Genomic DNA, 16,821 nt, shown 5'->3' with positions numbered 1-16,821 from the left:
AACGCGTGGATCGTCCGCCCGTCCAGAACCCGCAGCGTGTCCTCGACGGAGAGACACTCGTTCAGACCGTCACTGTGCAACGCGACCTGGACATCATGCTCCTCGGCCACCCGCAGCGCCGTGTCCAGAGCACGCGTATGCGCACCCATGTCCTCGTGCACCTTGAAACCGGACGCCCCGCCCTCGGCCAACGCCTCCACCAACGGAGCGGCATCCGACGACGAACCACGCGCCAGGAAAGCGATGTTCACAGGCCAGGCATCGAAGGCATTGAAGGCGTGCCTCAGAGCCCACGGCGAGTTGACGCCAACCCCCCAGACAGGACCGAACTCCTGTCCGATGATGGTGGTGACACCAGAGGCGAGGGAGGCCTCCATGATGCGCGGGGACAGCAGGTGGACATGGGTGTCCACGGCACCGGCGGTGGCGATGAGGCCCTCACCGGAGACGATCGACGTACCGGTGCCGACGACCACGTCGACACCGTCGAGGGTGTCGGGGTTCCCGGCCCGCCCGATCGCGTGGATCCGGCCCTCGCGAATACCGATGGACACCTTGCGGATGCCCTGAACGGCGTCGATCACGAGGACGTTGCTGATCACGACGTCACAGGTCTCGCGGACGGCGGCGGCCTTCAGATGAAGACCGTCACGAGCCGTCTTGCCGAAGCCGGCCAGGAACTCGTCACCGGGCTTCTGCGAGTCCGACTCCACCCGGACCACGAGCCCGGAGTCGCCCAGGACGACCCGGTCGCCCGCGCGCGGGCCGTGCACCGATGCGTACTCGTACGGGTCCATCACGCCTCAACTCCCAGATAGCCGCAGGCCGCGGCGCGTCGCAGGGCCTCTTCCTTCGCGCCCGGCGCGTCCAGCGGGCCGTCGACCAGGCCCGCGAAGCCGATGGCGACGCGCGCACCGCCGATGGGGACCAGGCCGACCTCGGCCTCGCCGCCCGCGTCGAAGCGGAACGACGCTCCGGCGGGGATCGCCAGCCGCATTCCGTAGGCGGCGGCCCGGTCGAAGTCGAGGCGCGGGTTCGCCTCGAAGAAGTGGAAGTGGGAGGTGACGCTGACCGGAACCGTCGCGGTGTTGCGTACGCCCACGGTCAGCGCGGGCGACGGCTCGGCCTCGGCGGGACCCGGCAGCAGGGCGCCCGGCGCGGCTTCACCGAGCTGTCCGCCGCCGATCGGGTCGGAGACGACCGCGAGCCGCGAGCCGTCGTCGAAAACGGCCTCGACATGCACTTCGGTGACGACATCGGCCACACCCGGCAGGACGTCGTCCGGGCCGAGCACGGACCGGGCCGCGGCGATCGCCTCGGCAAGCCGTAGGCCGTCGCGAGCCGCCTCGCAGACGGTGTCCGCGATGAGCGCGGTCGCCTCCGGCACATTGAGCCGCAGGCCCCGCGCCCGGCGGGCCCGGGCGAGCTCGGCGGCGCCGAAGAGCAGCAGTCGGTCGCGTTCCGTGGGGGTCAGTCGCACGTCAGAAACACCTCCTGTTTGAGTGACACTCTAAACGCAGAAACCTTCACAACCAAGCATTGACGTGGTGCACTGGCATGGGTCACATTGAGCGCCGCTCAAATTCATCTTGATGTGCCGCCCCCCACCCCCTCTTCCCCGCAGGGAGTACCCATGCCGATAGAACAGCGCGGAGTCGACACCATCCCCGAAGCGGAACGCACCAGCGGACCGCGGGACCTCCTGTCGATCCTGCTCGGCTCGAACCTCTGCCTGGGCGTGATCGTCTTCGGCTGGCTGCCGGTCTCCTTCGGCCTCGGGCTGTGGGCCTCGGTGACCTCCGTGCTCGTCGGCACGGTGGTCGGTGTCGCAGTGACCGCCCCGCTCGCGCTCGTCTCGCTGCGCACGGCGACGAACCTCTCCACCTCCAGCGGCGCCTTCTTCGGCGTACGCGGGCGGCTCGTCGGCTCGGTGGTCGGACTGCTGCTCTCCCTGGGCTACACCGCGCTGACGCTGTGGATCGGCGGCGACGTGGTCGTCGGGACGCTCGCCCGGCTGATCGGACTGCCGACGGGTGGCGCCGCGCACACGGTGGTGTACGCGGTCCTGGCCGCCTGCACGGTCGTCGCCGCGGTGTACGGGTACAAGCTGCTGCTCCGGCTCAGCAAGGCGCTCGCGATCGGCATGACCCTGCTCCTCGCGCTCGGCCTGGTCGCCTACGCGGGCGACGTCACCACGGCCGCCGTGCCCGAGACCCCCTACCTGCTCGGCTCGTTCTGGCCCACCTGGGTGCTCTCCGCCGTCGCCGCCGGACTCAGCGGCCCGGTCGCCTTCATCACCCTGCTCGGCGACTACACCCGCTACCTCTCCCCCGCGAAGCACAGCTCCAAGACCGTCTGGCGGACCACCTGTCTGGGTCTCCTCGCCGGTCTCCTGATACCTCAGCTCTTCGGTACGTACACGGCGCTCGCGGCACGCGGCGGCGCCGACTACGCAGGACCCCTCGTCGAGGCGTCCCCCGTCTGGTACCTGGTGCCCCTGCTGCTCGCGGCGACCGCCGGCTCGGTCGGCAACGCGGGCCTGATGCTGTACTCGATGGGCCTCGACCTGGACGCCATCCTGCCGCGCGCCACCCGGGCGCGGGCCACGCTGGTGGTGGCTGCGGTGGCCACCGCCTTCGTCTTCCTCGGTCACTTCGCCTCGGACGCGCAGACCGCGATGACGTCCTTCGTGCTGCTCCTGACGGCGATCGGCACACCCTGGGCGGTGATCACGCTGATCGGCCACGCACGGTGCCGCGGTACGTACGACCCGGAGGCCCTCCAGGTCTACAACCGCCGGGCGCGCGGTGGCATCTACTGGTTCCGCGCCGGCTGGCACCCGCGCGCCACGGTCTCCTGGACGCTGGGCGCGGCCGTGGGGCTCGCGTCCGTCTCCACCCCGGTGTACGAGGGGCCGCTGCTCGCGCTGACGGGCGGGATCGACTGCAGTTTCGTCCTGTCGGGTCTGGTCGGCGGAGCGGTGTACGCGATTCTGACGCCGGGGACGGCTCCGAAGACGGAGACCGAGGAGACCACGGCGACCGAAGCCGCGGCCGTCTGACGTCCCGGTAGCGCGGCCGTCCGACCTTCCCGGTAGCGCGGCCGCCTGACTCCCCCGAGCGCGGCCGTACGACTCTCCCGGTCGTCCGGAACGCAGAACGGCCCCGAGGCGGTGCGCCCCGGGGCCGTACGCGGTTCGACCAACCCAGACGGTTCGGCCAACCCAGACGGTTCGGCCAACCCAGACGGTTCGGCTTAACCCAGCTGGTGCGTCCAGCCGTGGACGTCCTCGGCCTTGCCGGTCTGGATGGCGAGAAGCGCCTCGCGGAGCTTCATCGTGACCTCGCCCGGCCGGCCGCCCGACTGCTGCCACTCGCCACGCGCCGACTTCACCGTGCCGACCGGGGTGATGACCGCGGCCGTGCCGCAGGCGAAGACCTCCTTGAGCGAGCCGTTCTCCGTGTCGGCCTTCCACTGGTCGATGGAGATCCGCCCCTCCTCGGACCGGTGGCCGAGGTCCTCGGCGAGCCGGAGAAGCGAGTCACGGGTGATGCCGGCCAGCAGGGAGCCGGTCAGCTCCGGGGTGACGATGCGGTCCTCGTACACGAAGTACAGGTTCATGCCACCGAGCTCCTCGACCCACTTGTGCTCCACGGCGTCGAGGTAGGCGACCTGGTCGCAGCCCTTCTGCGCCGCCTCCGCCTGGGCGAGGAGGGAGGCCGCGTAGTTGCCGCCGGTCTTGGCGTCACCCATGCCGCCGGGGACGGCGCGGACGCGGTCCTCGGAGAGCCAGATGGAGACGGGCTTCACGCCGCCGGGGAAGTACGGTCCCGCGGGCGAGGCGATGACGACGAAGAGGTACTCGTTCGCCGGCCGCACGCCCAGGCCGACCTCGGTCGCGATCATGAACGGGCGAAGGTAGAGGGACTCCTCGCCGCCGTGCGCCGGGACCCATGCCTTGTCCTGCTGGACGAGGACGTCGCAGGCCTTGATGAACGTCTCGACGGGCAGCTCGGGCATCGCGAGCCGGTGCGCGGAGGCCTGGAAGCGCCGGGCGTTGGCGTCGGGGCGGAAGGTGGCGACGGTCCCGTCGGGACGGCGGTACGCCTTGAGGCCTTCGAAGATCTCCTGCGCGTAGTGCAGGACGTTCGTGGCCGGGTCGAGAGAGAGCGGGCCGTACGGCACCAGCTGGCCGTCGTGCCAGCCGCGGCCCTCGGTCCACCGGATGGTCACCATGTGGTCGGTGAAGTGGCGGCCGAATCCCGGGTTGGCCAGGATCGCCTCGCGCTCCGTGTCCGACAGCGGGCTGGAGGAGGGCTTGAGCTCGATCGTGGGCGTCGTCATGAGTGCTAGTCCTTCACCGGTTGTGTGTGACGGACCGCGCTCACGCCGCTATCAGTGCTCTGCTAGGACGTCCGAGCTTCCCCGCATGCCGCGGCCCCACGTTCGATTATCGCCCGTGGGGGACGGTGCACGGAAACGGCGTGCATGCGATCCATGAGTTGATGGTGGCACCCCACGGCCGCATAGGTACAGCCGCCGGGTGCTTGTGCGACCCGGCGGCTGTGTGACGTCGGTCGACGGGTCAGCTCGCTACGCGTACGGCGAGCGCGTCGCCGATCTCGTCCGTCGTGCGGACGGAGTCGCCGCGCTCGGTCAGATCGGCGGCGACGGCGGCCTCGATGCGGGCGGCCTCGGTCTCGTGGCCGAGGTGGCGCAGCAGGAGCGCGACGGAGAGAACGGTGGCCGTCGGGTCGGCCTTGCCCTGGCCCGCGATGTCCGGCGCGGAACCGTGGACGGGCTCGAACATGGACGGGAATTCGCCGCTCGGGTTGATGTTGCCGGAGGCGGCGACGCCGATGCCGCCGGAGACGGCCGCGGCGAGATCCGTGATGATGTCACCGAAGAGGTTGTCGGTGACGATCACGTCGAACCGCTCGGGCTGCGTGACGAGGAAGATCGTCGCCGCGTCCACGTGCAGGTAGTCGGTGGTGACCTCGGGGAACTCCTCGGCCACCTTGTTGAAGACATTGGTCCACAGGTGACCCGCGTACGCCAGGACGTTGTTCTTGTGGACCAGCGTCAGCTTCTTGCGCGGGCGGGCCTGCGCGCGGGCGAAGGCGTCGCGGACGACGCGCTCGACACCGAACGCCGTGTTGACGGAGACCTCGGTGGCGACCTCGTGCGGGGTGCCGGTACGGATCGAGCCGCCGTTGCCGGTGTACGGGCCCTCGGTGCCCTCTCGGACCACGATGAAGTCGATCTCGGGCTGGCCCTTGAGCGGGGTCGACACGCCGGGGAGCAGCTTCGAGGGACGCAGGTTGACGTGGTGGTCGAAGAGGAAGCGGAGCTTCAGCAGGAAGCCGCGCTCCAGCACTCCGGACGGGACCGACGGGTCGCCGATCGCGCCGAGCAGGATGGCGTCGTGCTGCTTGAGGGCCTCGGCGTCCGCGTCGGTGAGGGTCTCACCGGTCGCGTGGTAGCGCTTGGCGCCGAAGTCGTACTCCTTCGTCTCCAGCTTCACGTCCTGCGGAAGCGCGGCGGCGAGGACCTTGAGGCCCTGGGCCACGACCTCCTGGCCGATGCCGTCGCCGGGAATGACTGCGAGATTGATGCTGTGAGACATGTCGGCACCCTACTCCTCGTCCCAGTGTCTGACACTCGGTGTCCATCATGCGGACGGACGCGAATTGGCCTGGCTCGACCGGCGGCTCGGCGAGGCGACCAGGCCGGTACCGATCGGTGGGACGACGGTGCCGTCGCGCGCGACGGCACCGTGTACGTGACGGTGGTCGGCGTGTCGCCGGCCCTGAAAGGTGTCCGCGATCGCCGAGAGCGGCGAACACGTCGACTCCTTCGAGGTCCGGCGCACGGCCTGACGGGCCGGCCCGACACCCTGGGCCGTGTCGGCGCGATGCGGACACGGCTCGGCGGGGGCGGGCCGGACTCGGGCGGGCTGCACCCGAGCGGCTGCACCCGGACGGGCTGTACCTGGACGGGCAGCGCTCGGACGGCGGCGCCTGAACGGGCTGCGCCTACCTGGACAGGCGATGCTCGGACGGGCCGCGCCTACCTGGACAGGCGACGCTCGGACGGGCCGCGCCTAGTGGCCGGTGGAGCCGCCGTTGTCGCGGCGGTCGAGGGCGCGCTGGAGCGCGGCGGCGGCGTTCTTGCGGGCGTCGTCGGCGATGGGGCGGGCGACGGAGTGGCGGACACGACGGGCGGTCTCAGCGGCCATGGGGGATCGACTCCTTGAGATCAGTGGTGATCGAAGGCGCCGGAAGGGGCGGGGAGCGCCGCCGCAGGGGTTGCCTGCACAGGGGCATCGCGCTCTCGACCGCCATTCGCTGATGAAGCGAGACGTTCGGCTCCTACAAAGCTAGGACAGGCGGTCGCATCTGTCTCCACAATTACTCGGACTTCCTACTATCTGAGACGGCGATCGACTCACCGCGACTGCCGTGCGGCCCTCAGTTCGCGGATGAGCGCCCGCACGGCGAGGGATTTCGCCAGTTCAGGGGTGGTGACATAGCCGACGGACCGCGTCGGGCGATCCGGACCGAGATCGGTGATCTGCACGGAGGGCGGTGCTCCGATCAGGGAGAGTTCCGGCATCACGGCCATGCCGAAACCAGTGCTCACCATCGAGAGCACCGCTCCGTCGTCCTCGGCCTCGACGGTCGCCGCCGGCAGCCAGTCCTGCTCCGCCCACCACTCCCGGGTGTACGAGGTGCAGTTCTCCGTCCAGTCGACCAACGGCAGCGAGCGCGGCGCGACATGACCGGCCGGGTGCACCAGCGCGTATCCCTCCTCGACCAGCACGCCCCCGACGAGCTGCGGCGGCACGGGCGATGTCGTCCCGATGGTCGCGATGCCGAGGTCGGCCCGCCCCTCCAGGACTTCACCCGCGGTCCCGGGCCCCACCTCCCGTACGATCCGCACCTCCGGGGCGATCTCCGGATGGCGGGCGGCCAGTCGCTCCAGGGCGCGCGGCAGCAGATGCAGGGCGGCGCTACGGAAGGCAGCGATCCGCAACGGCCCGGCGGCCGTACCCGTCTCGGCACCTCGCACCTCCGCCGCCATCACCTCCAGGAGCCTCAGCACCCGCCGGGCATGGCCGAGGGCCTGCTCACCTGCGACGGTGGGCGTGGCCCCGGTCCGCCCCCGGTCGAAGAGGACCGCGCCCAGCTTGCGCTCGCTGGTCCGCACCGAGTGGGAGACGGCGGACTGTGTCATGCCGAGGACGACGGCCGCGGCCGAGAAGCTACCCTCGCTCCCGACAGCGAGCAGGACGCGCAGTTCGTGCGGCGCGAGGTCGGTCATCAGGGGTCCCACCTCGGAGTATGAGGAACTTTCATGGATCGCTGCGATCCATCGGAGCAACCTACTGCCCCGCTGCGGAATTCCTTCCTACGGTCTCCCCCATGACGCACGAGACCATGATCACCGTCCAGCAGACCGCCCGCCCGGACGGCTTCCCCGCCCCTGCCCACTTCGCCTTCGTCGAGGCCCCGGTCCCCGACCCGGCGCCCGGCACGGCGCTCGTCGAGAACCTCCTCTGGTCCGTGGACCCGTACCACCGCGAGGCGATGGACGGGGACTTCCTCTGGACCCTCGACTCCCCCATGGAGGGCCGCACCCTGGGCCGGGTCGTGGAATCCCGCACCCCCGCGCTCTCTCCCGGCGACCTGGTCCAGCACCGCAGGGGCTGGCGCACCCACTCCGTCGTCGGGTCGGACGAGGTGCGCCCCGTCCCGGACTTCGAGGGCGTTCCCCTCGCCGCACATCTGAGTGTGCTCGGCGGTACGGGCCTGTCGGCCTATGTCGGCCTGACCCGGATCGCGCGACTCCAGCCGGGCGAGGACCTGTTCGTCTCGGCCGCGGCCGGCGGGGTCGGCACGGCGGCGGGCCGTTTCGCCCGACTCCTGGGCGCCGGACGGCTCGTCGGCAGCGCGGGGTCGGCACGGAAGGTCGCGCACCTCACCGAACAGGTCGGCTTCGACGCGGCCTTCGACTACCACGACGGTCCGGTCACCGAACTGCTCGCGAAGGCGGCACCGGAAGGCCTGGACGCGGTGCTCGACGGGGTGGGCGGGGACCACCTGGAGGCGTCGATCGCCGCGCTGCGCGAGCACGGCCGGATCGCCTGGGTCGGGGCCGTCGCGCAGTACCACTCGCTCTCCACTCCCCCACCCGCCCCGCGCAACCTCTTCGACCTGGTGGAGAAGAGCATCCGACTCGAAGGCTTCCTGGTCAGCAACCACGCGGACGCGCAACAGGAGTTGTACGACTTCGCCGTGCCGCATCTGCGCAGCGGGCGGCTGCCGCTGGATGTGACGGTCGTGGACGGCTTCGAGCACATCGTGGACGCGTTCCTGGGGATGCTGCGCGGCGAGAACATCGGGAAGATGCTGGTGTCCCGATCCAACTAGCGCTCCGATCCAGCTGGCGATCCGATCCAACTAGCCAAGCCAGCTAGGTTGCATTCCTATCTAGCTAGTGCTGAAATACAGCCATGGCCGCAGACCGCAGATCAAGTTGGCTCAAGGGCGTCCTGGACCTCCTCGTCCTCTCCTGCCTCACAGAGGGCGAGAGTTACGGGTACGAGATCTCCAAGGCGCTCGCCGAGGCGGGGCTCGGGGAGATCAAGGGCGGGACCCTCTATCCCGTACTGAACCGGCTGGAGGAAGCCGGGCTGGTGGAGGCCGAGTTCCGGGCCGCCGAGCGGGGTCCGGGGCGCCGCTACTACCGGCTCACCGAGCAGGGCCGGAGCCACCTCGCCACGGAGAGCGGGGCGTGGCTGACCTTCCACACCACCGTACAGACCATGCTGAACACCGGGGGAACACGATGAACACCGAGCCGAGCACCTACTTCGACACGCTGACCGCCGCACTGCGCGAGGCCGGCGTTCCGGCGGAGCAGATCGCCTCCACCGTCGCCGAACTGCGCGGACACCTCGCCGAGACGGACTCGTCACCGGAGGACGAGTTCGGTCCGGCCGCGGACTTCGCGGCGCGACTGGGCGGCACGGCACCGGTGGCGGTGGAGCCCGCCGAGCAGGCCGAGACCTGGCTGTGGACGGCCGACATCTACAGCGACCGGCGGCTGCTCGCGGTCCACGGCGACCAGGGCTGGGAGGTCGAAGGACTCGACACGCTCGGCCGGTTCATGTGCCGCCGGGTACCCGGCGCCGCCCTGCGTTGGGAGTACCGCCGCGAGCTGATCAGCGGGAAGCGGCGCGACGAGGTCCTCGACCGGCTGACGCCGGAGGGCTGGGAGATGTGCGGGGAGTGGATGATCTTCGCCTACTTCAAGCGCCCGAAGGCGGCGAGCGAAGGGCCGGCCGCGGCTCTCGACACGCTGCCCGAGCGGCCCGGCCGGTGGCTCTTCCTCAGCCGCAAGGGCAAGGTGCTGCTGACGGTCTGGATGCTGCTGGTCATCGGCGCGGTCGGGGTGACCCTCGTCGACGTCTTCGACATGCCGGCCTACACGACACCCTTCGTCGCGCTGTTCGGTGCGGCGGGCGCACTGATCGGCCTGAAGCGGGACGCGGCCAAGGGCTGCCAGGGCTGAGCGCTCCGAAAGCTCAGAGCACGTCGCCGTCGCGCCAGTCGAAGAGCAGCGCGGCGGCGGGGTCCGGGAGCGTTCCGCCGGCCGCCGGGCGCAGATAGGTGGACCCCTCCTCGTCCGGAAGGCGGACGACCCCCTCGGGGCCGATCACTTCGATCCGCCCACTCCACGGCTGCCAGCCGCGAGCCAGATAGAGCGCGGCCCCCTCGTCCGACGCGGACAGCGCCCCGAAGGCGTACGCCCCGTCGATCACCCGCTCCAGCTCGCCCATGACGAGCCCGCCGAGCCCCTGCCGGCGCCGATCGCCGCGCACACCCACGCCCTCGACGTAACCGATGCGGTACGAACGCCCGTCGTGGAGCACGCGCCGCATGATCACGCTGCCGTGTGCGGCGATACCGCGCGCGTCCTCGATCCAGGCATGGATGCCACCGAGGGTGTGGTCCCAGTCCTCGTCACCGAAGTCGCCGTCGAAGGCGGTGTCGAGCATCTCCCTGATCAAGCGCAGGCGTTCGGGCCCGAGTTCATGCGTGGCGGCGACAGTCACGTTCACCCCTCGAGTCTCCTCCCCTCCATGGCTAACCATCAAATGATTATTGACAGGTTAGACCCAGCACTGATTCACTCTCACTGCCAACTGGTCAGAGTGAATTGAGGGGTTAGATATGACGTCTCCGGTCCAGCCGGTCCACCACCGCAGCGTCACCGTCCGCGGCCACGAGATCCACTACCGGGAGGCGGGCCCCACGGACGCCCCGGTCCTCCTGCTGCTGCACGGCTTCCCCACCAGCTCGCACATGTTCCGCGACCTGATGCCGCTCCTCGCCGACGGCCCCCGAACTCTCGGCTCCGCTCGAGCAGGGAGGTACCCCCTGCGACTGATCGCCCCGGACCACATCGGCTTCGGTCGCAGCGCGGCACCCTCGGCCGAGGAGTTCGACTACACCTTCGCCGAACTGGCCTCTGTCACCGCGGAGTTCACGGAGACCCTCGGCCTGGACCGGTTCGCCCTCTACATCCAGGACTACGGCGCCCCCATCGGCCTGCGCCTGGCCCTCGCCCACCCGGAGCGGATCACCGCGATCGTCACCCAGAACGGCAACGCCTACGAGGAGGGCCTCGGGGCCGACGCCTGGGCCCCCGTCCTCGCGATGATCGCCGACCGCACGCCGGAGACCGAGGAGCCGGTGCGCGGCATCCGCTCCCTGGACGGCATCAAGTGGCAGTACGAGACGGGCGTCCCGGCCGAGTTCCGCGACCTGCTCAGCCCGGACGCCTGGCACCACGACGCAGCCCTGATGGCACGGGAGGGCCAGGACGCCATCCAACTCGACCTGATCGGCGACTACGGCTCCAACTTCGCGCTCTACCCCGACTTCCACGACTACTTCCGCACGACCCAGGTCCCCCTGCTCGCCGTCTGGGGCGAGGGCGACGAGGTCTTCGTACCGAAGGGCGCCGAATCCTTCCGCCGCGACCTCCCGAACGCGGAGATCCACCTGCTCCCGACGGGCCACTTCGCCCTGGAGACCCACGCACCGGCGATCGCCGAGCTGATCGGCGACTTCCTCGCGCGGCGCGTCCCCCTCAGGCCGTAGCCCTCTCCCGGTCAAGGGCCACCCGCTCCACGCAGTCGGCGAAGGCCTCGCGATCGGGGCCTCTCCCCCACACAGGGCCGCGACCTGCGCGTCCGTGATCCGGTCAGCTCCCTGCACGGTCAGCAGCCGGTGCAGCTGCTTCACGCCCGGGCCGTCGCGATCACCAGGCGCGCAGGTAGACCCGGGTGCGGTCGGCGTCCAGCTTCTGGAGGTAGATCTCGATCCACTGCATGTGCGTGCGCTGCTTGTCCTTGACGCAGGGCGGACAGACGCCGGCCCAGCGCAGACCGGTGAGGGATTCCGGTTCGGGGGTCCCGAGGTGGGCGAAGGACGGGTCGGTCGTGGGCTGCGCGCTCTGCGCAGGCCGAACGATCAGCGGACCCTGCCCCTCGAACTGCTGCCCGAGGGCCTCGGCCTCCTTCGGCGTGGTGACGAAGGTCAGCAGCTGGACCGCGTCCTGGGGGACGAGCTTCACCGCTCCCTTCACCTCGGTGGCCCCCGCGGGCACGTCGACCTTCATGTAGGCCGCGGTCTCGGGCGCTCCGGCGCCCTTCTTCCACTCCGGCCCGCGCTGCTCGTCCGCCCCGGACGAGCAGCCGGAGCCGGTGAGCAGCACGGCGGCGGCAAGGGTCGCCGCGAGGACCGTTCGCCTGGAACGGGCGGGCCACGTCATCGGTTCGCCTCCCTGGTGCGGTCCGGGTCCTTGCGCGTGCCGTCCCGGCCCGGATCGGTGTCGGGCACCGGGGTCGAGGACGCAGCATCTTCACCTGACCGGTCCAGGTCTCCTCGACGGTCTTCAGCGCGGAGGCCGTCTGCCACCCCGCGAACTCCGTCTTCGCAGCGGTCGTGGACGCGTCGGCGTGATCGCCCGCGGTCCTCGTTTCCGGCTCCAGGATGTCGTGGATGGCCTTGGCCGCCGCCTTCTTCTCGGCCGGCGCGGTCTTCAGGTCCGGCTGCGACGTTCCCCCGCCGCCACCCCCGCCCCCGTCGAGCTGGTTGAGCCGCATCGTGGTCGTCTCGGTCTTGATCTGCGACCACTCGTCGTCGAACGCCATATCCACCCCCGTTGAGATCGGCGTCAATCCACGTCACCCTACACAGCGCCTCCGACAGCCCGTTCGAGGAAGTCGCCGGGCTGATCGGCGACTTCCTCGCGCGGCGCGTCCCCTCAGGCCGTAGCCTTCTCCAGGTCGCGGGCCACCCGCTCCACCCAGTCGGTGAAGGCCTCGCGATCGTGGGCCTCGCCCCCACGCAGGGCCGCGACCTGCGCGTCCGTGATCCGGTCAGCTCCCTGCACGGTCAGCAGCCGGTGCAGCTCCTTCATCAGGGACATCATCCGCAGCGCGTCGAGGTGCTCGATCGCGTCGACCCCGTGCCCGGGGCCGAGGGTCGTCGAACCAGGCATGTCGTACCTCCTCACCAAGCCCCCTCCAAGCAGCGTATGCCCACGCCATGAGAACCGCCCCCGTCCTCGGTTGGGGGACCTAGGAGGGGGGCGGTGTCAGGGGGCCTCGGTGAGGCGGGGGGCGTCAGCCCATGTGGGGGTAGCCGTACTCGGTCGGCGGGACCAGGGTCTCCTTGATCGCGCGGGTCAGCGTCCAGCGCATCAGGTTCTGCGGCGCGCCGGCCTTGTCGTTCGTGCCGGACGCGCGGCCGCCACCGAAGGGCTGCTGGCCGACGACGGCGCCGGTCGACTTGTCGTTGATGTAGAAGTTGCCCGCGGCGAAGCGGAGCTTCTCCATCGTGTACGCCGTGGCGGCGCGGTCACCGGAGATGACCGAGCCGGTCAGCGCGTAGTCCGAGACCGACTCCATCTGGGTCAGCATCTCGTCGTACTTGTCGTCCTCGTAGACGTGGATCGCGAGGATCGGGCCGAAGTACTCGGTCGTGAAGACCTCGTTCGCCGGGTCGGAGCACTCGATGACGGTCGGACGGACGAAGTAGCCCTCCGAGTCGTCGTAGGTGCCGCCGGCCACGATCGTGCAGGTCTCGTCGGCCTTCGCGCGGTCGATCGCAGCCTTGTTCTTGGCGAACGAACGCTCGTCGATCACGGCGCCGATGAAGTTCGTCAGATCGGTGACGTCACCCATCTTGATGCCGTCGACCTCGGCCGCGAACTCCTCCTTGAAGCCCGAGTTCCAGATGGAGGCCGGGACGTACGCACGCGAGGACGCGGAGCACTTCTGGCCCTGGAACTCGAAGGAGCCGCGGGTCAGCGCGGTCTTCAGGATCGCGCGGTCGGCGCTCGGGTGGGCGACGACGAAGTCCTTGCCACCGGTCTCGCCGACGATCCGCGGGTAGGAGCGGTACGACTCGATGTTGTTGCCGACCGTCTTCCACAGGTGCTGGAAGGTCTTGGTCGAGCCGGTGAAGTGGATGCCGGCCAGATCGGGGTGGTTCAGGGCCACCTCGGAGACGGCGATGCCGTCGCCCGTCACCAGGTTGATGACGCCCTTGGGCAGACCGGCCTCCTCCAGGAGCTCCATGAGGAGCACGGCGGAGTGGGTCTGGGTCGGGGACGGCTTCCAGATCACCACGTTGCCCATGAGGGCGGGGGCGGTGGGCAGGTTGCCCGCGATGGCCGTGAAGTTGAACGGCGTGATCGCGTAGACGAAGCCCTCGAGCGGGCGGTGGTCCAGTCGGTTCCACACACCCGGGGAGTTCGCCGGCGGCTGCTCGGCCAGGATCTGGCGGGCGTAGGCCACGTTGAAGCGCCAGAAGTCGACGAGCTCGCAGGGGGTGTCGATCTCGGCCTGCTGGGCGGTCTTCGACTGGCCGAGCATGGTGGAGGCGGCCAGCGTCTCGCGCCACGGACCGGACAGCAGCTCGGCGGCGCGCAGGATGATCGCGGCGCGGTCGTCGAAGGACATCGCGCGCCAGGCCGGGGCGGCGGCCAGGGCGGCGTCGATGGCGTCCTGGGCGTCCTGCTGGGTGGCGCCGGCGAAGGTGCCGATGACGGCCTTGTGGTTGTGCGGCTGCACGACGTCGACGCGCTCGCCGCCGCCCATGCGCTTGACACCGTTGATCGTCATCGGGAGGTCGCGCGGGTTCTCGGCCAGCTCCTTGAGCTTGGCCTCGAGACGGGTGCGCTCGGCGGAACCGGGGGCGTAGCTGTGCACCGGCTCGTTGACCGGAGCGGGGACCTGGGTTACAGCGTCCATGAGTCTCGTAACTCCTTTTGAGGGGTGGGCTCAGCCCTTGGTGAGGATGGAGCGGGCGAAGAAGAGCAGGTTGGCCGGCTTCTCCGCGAGGCGGCGCATGAAGTAGCCGTACCAGTCGGTGCCGTAGGCCGTGTAGACGCGCATCCGGTGGCCCTCGGCGGCGAGACGGTTCTGCTCCTCGCTGCGGATGCCGTAGAGCATCTGGAACTCGTACTCGTCCAGCTTGCGCCCGGCACGGCGGGCGAGCTCCTGGCCGATGGAGATCAGGCGCGGGTCGTGGGAGCCGATCATCGGGTAGCCCTCGCCCTCCATCAGGATCTTCATGATCCGGACGTAGGCCTTGTCGATCTCGGGCTTGTCCTGGATGGCGACGGCGGCGGGCTCCTTGTAGGCGCCCTTCACGATCCGGACGCGGGAGCCGTTGGCGGCGAGGCGGCGGGCGTCCTCCTCGGTGCGGAAGAGGTACGCCTGGATGACGCAGCCGGTCTGCGGGAAGTCCTTCCGCAGCTCCTCGTGGATGGCGAACATCGAGTCGAGGGTGGTGTGGTCCTCGGCGTCCAGGGTGACCGTGGTGCCGATCTCGGCGGCGGCCGCGACGACGGGGCGGACGTTGGCGAGAGCGAGCTCGTGGCCGCCCTCCAGCGCTTGTCCGAACATCGACAGCTTCACGGACATCTCGGCGCGCTCGCCGAGACCCAGCTCCTTGAGGCGTCCGATCAGCTCCAGGTAGGCGTCACGGGCGGCGTAGGACTGCTCGACGGTGGTGATGTCCTCACCGACGACGTCGAGGGTGGCCTCAAGGCCGCGGCCGGTGATGTCCTCGACGATCGGGATGACGTGCTCGACCGTCTCGCCCGCGATGAACCGGTCGACGACCTGCTTGGTCCCGGGGGCGGCCGACACGAAACGGCGCATCTTGTCGCTGCGCGACGCGGCGAGGATCACGGGACCCAGCACGGGGACCTCCAGAGGGGCAGGGTGACGAAGGGTGCCTACCCGATCTTTCGTAAGGAACCGGGAACAGCACGGAGAACCACCGTGAAACCTAAGGATCGCTCCGATCGTCTGCCATCGACAGCTGTCACGCATCCGTGGGCGGCATCTCATACATATGTCTGAGAGGGTGCGAGAATGGCGCCGTGAAGGGCGACTACCAAGAACTGGTCGACGAGATCTCGGCGCTGCTCGGCGCCCCGGCGACCCTGGAGAACCGCGATTTCGGGCTGATCGCCTTCGGGGCCCACGACAGCGACGACGACAGCGCCATGGACCCGGTCCGCACCCGCTCGATCCTGACGAGAAAGTCGACGCCCGCCGTACGCGCCTGGTTCGAGGGCTTCGGCATCACCCGGGCGACGGGCCCGGTCCGCATCCCGGCCGCACCGGACGCCGGGGTGTTCCGGGACCGGATCTGCCTTCCCGTACGGCATCGGGGCGTCGTCCTCGGGTACGTCTGGCTGCTGGACGCCGAGCCGCATCCCACGCCCGCCCAGCTCACGGCGGCCATGGAGGTCGCGGCCCGGATCGGCGGCCTCCTCGCGGACGAGGAGCGGGCGGGCTCGGACCTCTCCCGGGAGCTGAGGGCCGCCCTGACCGCCGAGCGGGGCTGGCAGTACGACATGGCGCTCGCCGCGCTGCGTACGGCCCTGGGCCCTGACGCCGAGGGGTTGCACGCGATGGTGGCCGTGACCCCGTGGCCGGGCGAGGACAGCCCTTCGGCCCGTACGGTCCCGGCCGCGGCGGCGCTCTGCACGGTGCCGTGGCACGCCACGGCGACGGCGGCCGGGACGACGGTCGGGAGCGGGGAGCGCGCGGACGGACGGGCGCTCGCGGTGCTGGTGCGCCTGCGGGCGGCGGACAATCTCGCGCCGGCCGCGGCGGCGGCCGGGCGGCTGCGGGACGCTGCGGACGGGGCGGGTCCCGGCCGACTGCGGGACGCCGCGGGCGGGACGGCCGGGGCGGGTTCCGGGCCGACGGCCGGTACGAAGGCCAGGACGAAGGCCGGCGCGGCGACGGCCGTCTCAGGGGCCGGCGCCCTGGCCGTCGCGGGGATCGGGCTCCCGCGTCGCGGTCTCGCCGACCTGGACGCCGCCTGGCATGAGGCCGCGGCGGCCGCCCGGGCGGCCGCGGCCCAGCCGGGGCTCGGCCCACTCGCCGAGTGGTCGGCCATCGGCCCGTACCGTCTGCTCACCGCACTCCCCCGGACCGCCCCCGACCCGGCGGTGCAGGCCCTGCTCTCCCCCACCCATGTCGAACTGGCCCGCACCGCCGAGGTGTTCCTCGACAACGCGGGCCAGGCGGGACGCACCGCTGCGGCCCTGGGAATCCATCGCCAGACCCTCTACTACCGGCTCTCGCGGGTCGAGCAGCTGACGGGGCTGGACCTGGACGCGGGCGAGGACCGGCTGCTGCTCCACATGGCGCTCAAGGCGGCGAAGTTGTAGTCACCCTGACGGCTGTCCCACCCCCGGGATTCCTCAGGGGTCTGT

Annotated in this window: 17 protein-coding genes; 6 read left to right on the top strand and 11 right to left on the bottom strand. The window is 70.5% G+C overall.

Annotated elements, in window-relative coordinates; translation table 11 throughout:
* Positions 1-797 (bottom strand): amidohydrolase family protein (locus ACFC0D_RS23070; protein ID WP_376438975.1); only part of this gene is annotated, 797 nt, incomplete at its 3' end.
* On the bottom strand, positions 797-1,480 hold the full coding sequence (gene ureA / locus ACFC0D_RS23065; RefSeq protein ID WP_376438972.1) for an urease subunit gamma: 684 nt from the start codon (positions 1,478-1,480) through the stop codon (positions 797-799). The genes ureA and ACFC0D_RS23070, both read right to left, overlap by 1 nt.
* A gap of 153 nt (positions 1,481-1,633) precedes the next feature.
* Here ureA and ACFC0D_RS23060 point away from each other — a divergent pair, with 153 nt between their 5' ends.
* Positions 1,634-3,061, top strand: a complete 1,428-nt coding sequence (locus tag ACFC0D_RS23060) for a cytosine permease (protein WP_376438969.1) — start codon at positions 1,634-1,636, stop codon at positions 3,059-3,061.
* A 194-nt stretch (positions 3,062-3,255) separates the two neighbouring features.
* Here the strand turns inward: ACFC0D_RS23060 and ACFC0D_RS23055 are convergent, their stop codons facing one another.
* From ACFC0D_RS23055 to ACFC0D_RS23040, 4 genes are all read right to left on the bottom strand, one after another.
* A complete protein-coding gene (locus tag ACFC0D_RS23055; protein ID WP_376438967.1) occupies positions 3,256-4,344 on the bottom strand; it encodes a branched-chain amino acid aminotransferase in 1,089 nt (362 codons plus the stop codon).
* A gap of 241 nt (positions 4,345-4,585) precedes the next feature.
* Positions 4,586-5,626, bottom strand: a complete 1,041-nt coding sequence (locus ACFC0D_RS23050; RefSeq protein ID WP_329115547.1) for a 3-isopropylmalate dehydrogenase — start codon at positions 5,624-5,626, stop codon at positions 4,586-4,588.
* Between the two features lie 477 nt (positions 5,627-6,103).
* Positions 6,104-6,238, bottom strand: coding sequence for a hypothetical protein (locus tag ACFC0D_RS23045; protein WP_376438963.1), 135 nt, complete (start codon positions 6,236-6,238; stop codon positions 6,104-6,106).
* 209 nt (positions 6,239-6,447) lie between these two features.
* Positions 6,448-7,323, bottom strand: a complete 876-nt coding sequence (locus ACFC0D_RS23040; protein ID WP_376438960.1) for a LysR family transcriptional regulator — start codon at positions 7,321-7,323, stop codon at positions 6,448-6,450.
* A 101-nt stretch (positions 7,324-7,424) separates the two neighbouring features.
* Here ACFC0D_RS23040 and ACFC0D_RS23035 point away from each other — a divergent pair, with 101 nt between their 5' ends.
* From ACFC0D_RS23035 to ACFC0D_RS23025, 3 genes are all read left to right on the top strand, one after another.
* Positions 7,425-8,432, top strand: coding sequence for a zinc-binding dehydrogenase (locus ACFC0D_RS23035; protein ID WP_376438957.1), 1,008 nt, complete (start codon positions 7,425-7,427; stop codon positions 8,430-8,432).
* Positions 8,433-8,515: 83 nt separating this feature from the next.
* Entirely contained in the window at positions 8,516-8,854 is a 339-nt protein-coding gene (locus ACFC0D_RS23030) for a PadR family transcriptional regulator (protein ID WP_376438954.1), read from the top strand.
* Positions 8,851-9,576 carry a hypothetical protein gene (locus tag ACFC0D_RS23025; protein ID WP_376438951.1) on the top strand — a complete coding sequence of 242 codons (726 nt, stop codon included), beginning with the start codon at positions 8,851-8,853 and terminating at the stop codon, positions 9,574-9,576. Before ACFC0D_RS23030 ends, ACFC0D_RS23025 begins: the two co-directional genes overlap by 4 nt.
* Positions 9,577-9,589: 13 nt before the next feature.
* Here the strand turns inward: ACFC0D_RS23025 and ACFC0D_RS23020 are convergent, their stop codons facing one another.
* Positions 9,590-10,159 carry an aminoglycoside 2'-N-acetyltransferase gene (locus tag ACFC0D_RS23020; protein ID WP_376438948.1) on the bottom strand — a complete coding sequence of 190 codons (570 nt, stop codon included), beginning with the start codon at positions 10,157-10,159 and terminating at the stop codon, positions 9,590-9,592.
* A gap of 79 nt (positions 10,160-10,238) precedes the next feature.
* On the opposite strand from ACFC0D_RS23020, the gene ACFC0D_RS23015 reads away from it, so the two are divergent.
* Positions 10,239-11,171: an alpha/beta fold hydrolase gene (locus tag ACFC0D_RS23015; RefSeq protein ID WP_376438945.1), complete on the top strand. Its 933-nt coding sequence runs from the start codon at positions 10,239-10,241 to the stop codon at positions 11,169-11,171.
* A 160-nt stretch (positions 11,172-11,331) separates the two neighbouring features.
* On the opposite strand, the gene ACFC0D_RS23010 is transcribed toward ACFC0D_RS23015, so the two are convergent.
* The 4 genes from ACFC0D_RS23010 to ACFC0D_RS22995 form a co-directional block, all read right to left on the bottom strand.
* Positions 11,332-11,844 carry a hypothetical protein gene (locus tag ACFC0D_RS23010; protein WP_376438942.1) on the bottom strand — a complete coding sequence of 171 codons (513 nt, stop codon included), beginning with the start codon at positions 11,842-11,844 and terminating at the stop codon, positions 11,332-11,334.
* Between the two features lie 495 nt (positions 11,845-12,339).
* Positions 12,340-12,576 carry a hypothetical protein gene (locus ACFC0D_RS23005; protein WP_376438939.1) on the bottom strand — a complete coding sequence of 79 codons (237 nt, stop codon included), beginning with the start codon at positions 12,574-12,576 and terminating at the stop codon, positions 12,340-12,342.
* A 124-nt stretch (positions 12,577-12,700) separates the two neighbouring features.
* Positions 12,701-14,332 (bottom strand): L-glutamate gamma-semialdehyde dehydrogenase, encoded by a 1,632-nt coding sequence (pruA, locus tag ACFC0D_RS23000; protein ID WP_376438936.1) that lies wholly within the window; start codon positions 14,330-14,332, stop codon positions 12,701-12,703.
* Positions 14,333-14,362: 30 nt separating this feature from the next.
* Complete coding sequence (locus ACFC0D_RS22995) at positions 14,363-15,289, bottom strand: proline dehydrogenase family protein (protein WP_376438933.1); 927 nt, start codon at positions 15,287-15,289, stop codon at positions 14,363-14,365.
* A gap of 182 nt (positions 15,290-15,471) precedes the next feature.
* Here ACFC0D_RS22995 and ACFC0D_RS22990 point away from each other — a divergent pair, with 182 nt between their 5' ends.
* Positions 15,472-16,776: a PucR family transcriptional regulator gene (locus tag ACFC0D_RS22990; RefSeq protein ID WP_376438930.1), complete on the top strand. Its 1,305-nt coding sequence runs from the start codon at positions 15,472-15,474 to the stop codon at positions 16,774-16,776.
* Positions 16,777-16,821 lie beyond the last annotated feature (45 nt).

The organism is Streptomyces sp. NPDC056222, from assembly GCF_042264065.1.
Classification (GTDB): domain Bacteria; phylum Actinomycetota; class Actinomycetes; order Streptomycetales; family Streptomycetaceae; genus Streptomyces.
This window is presented reverse-complemented; position numbering and strand designations above follow the sequence as displayed.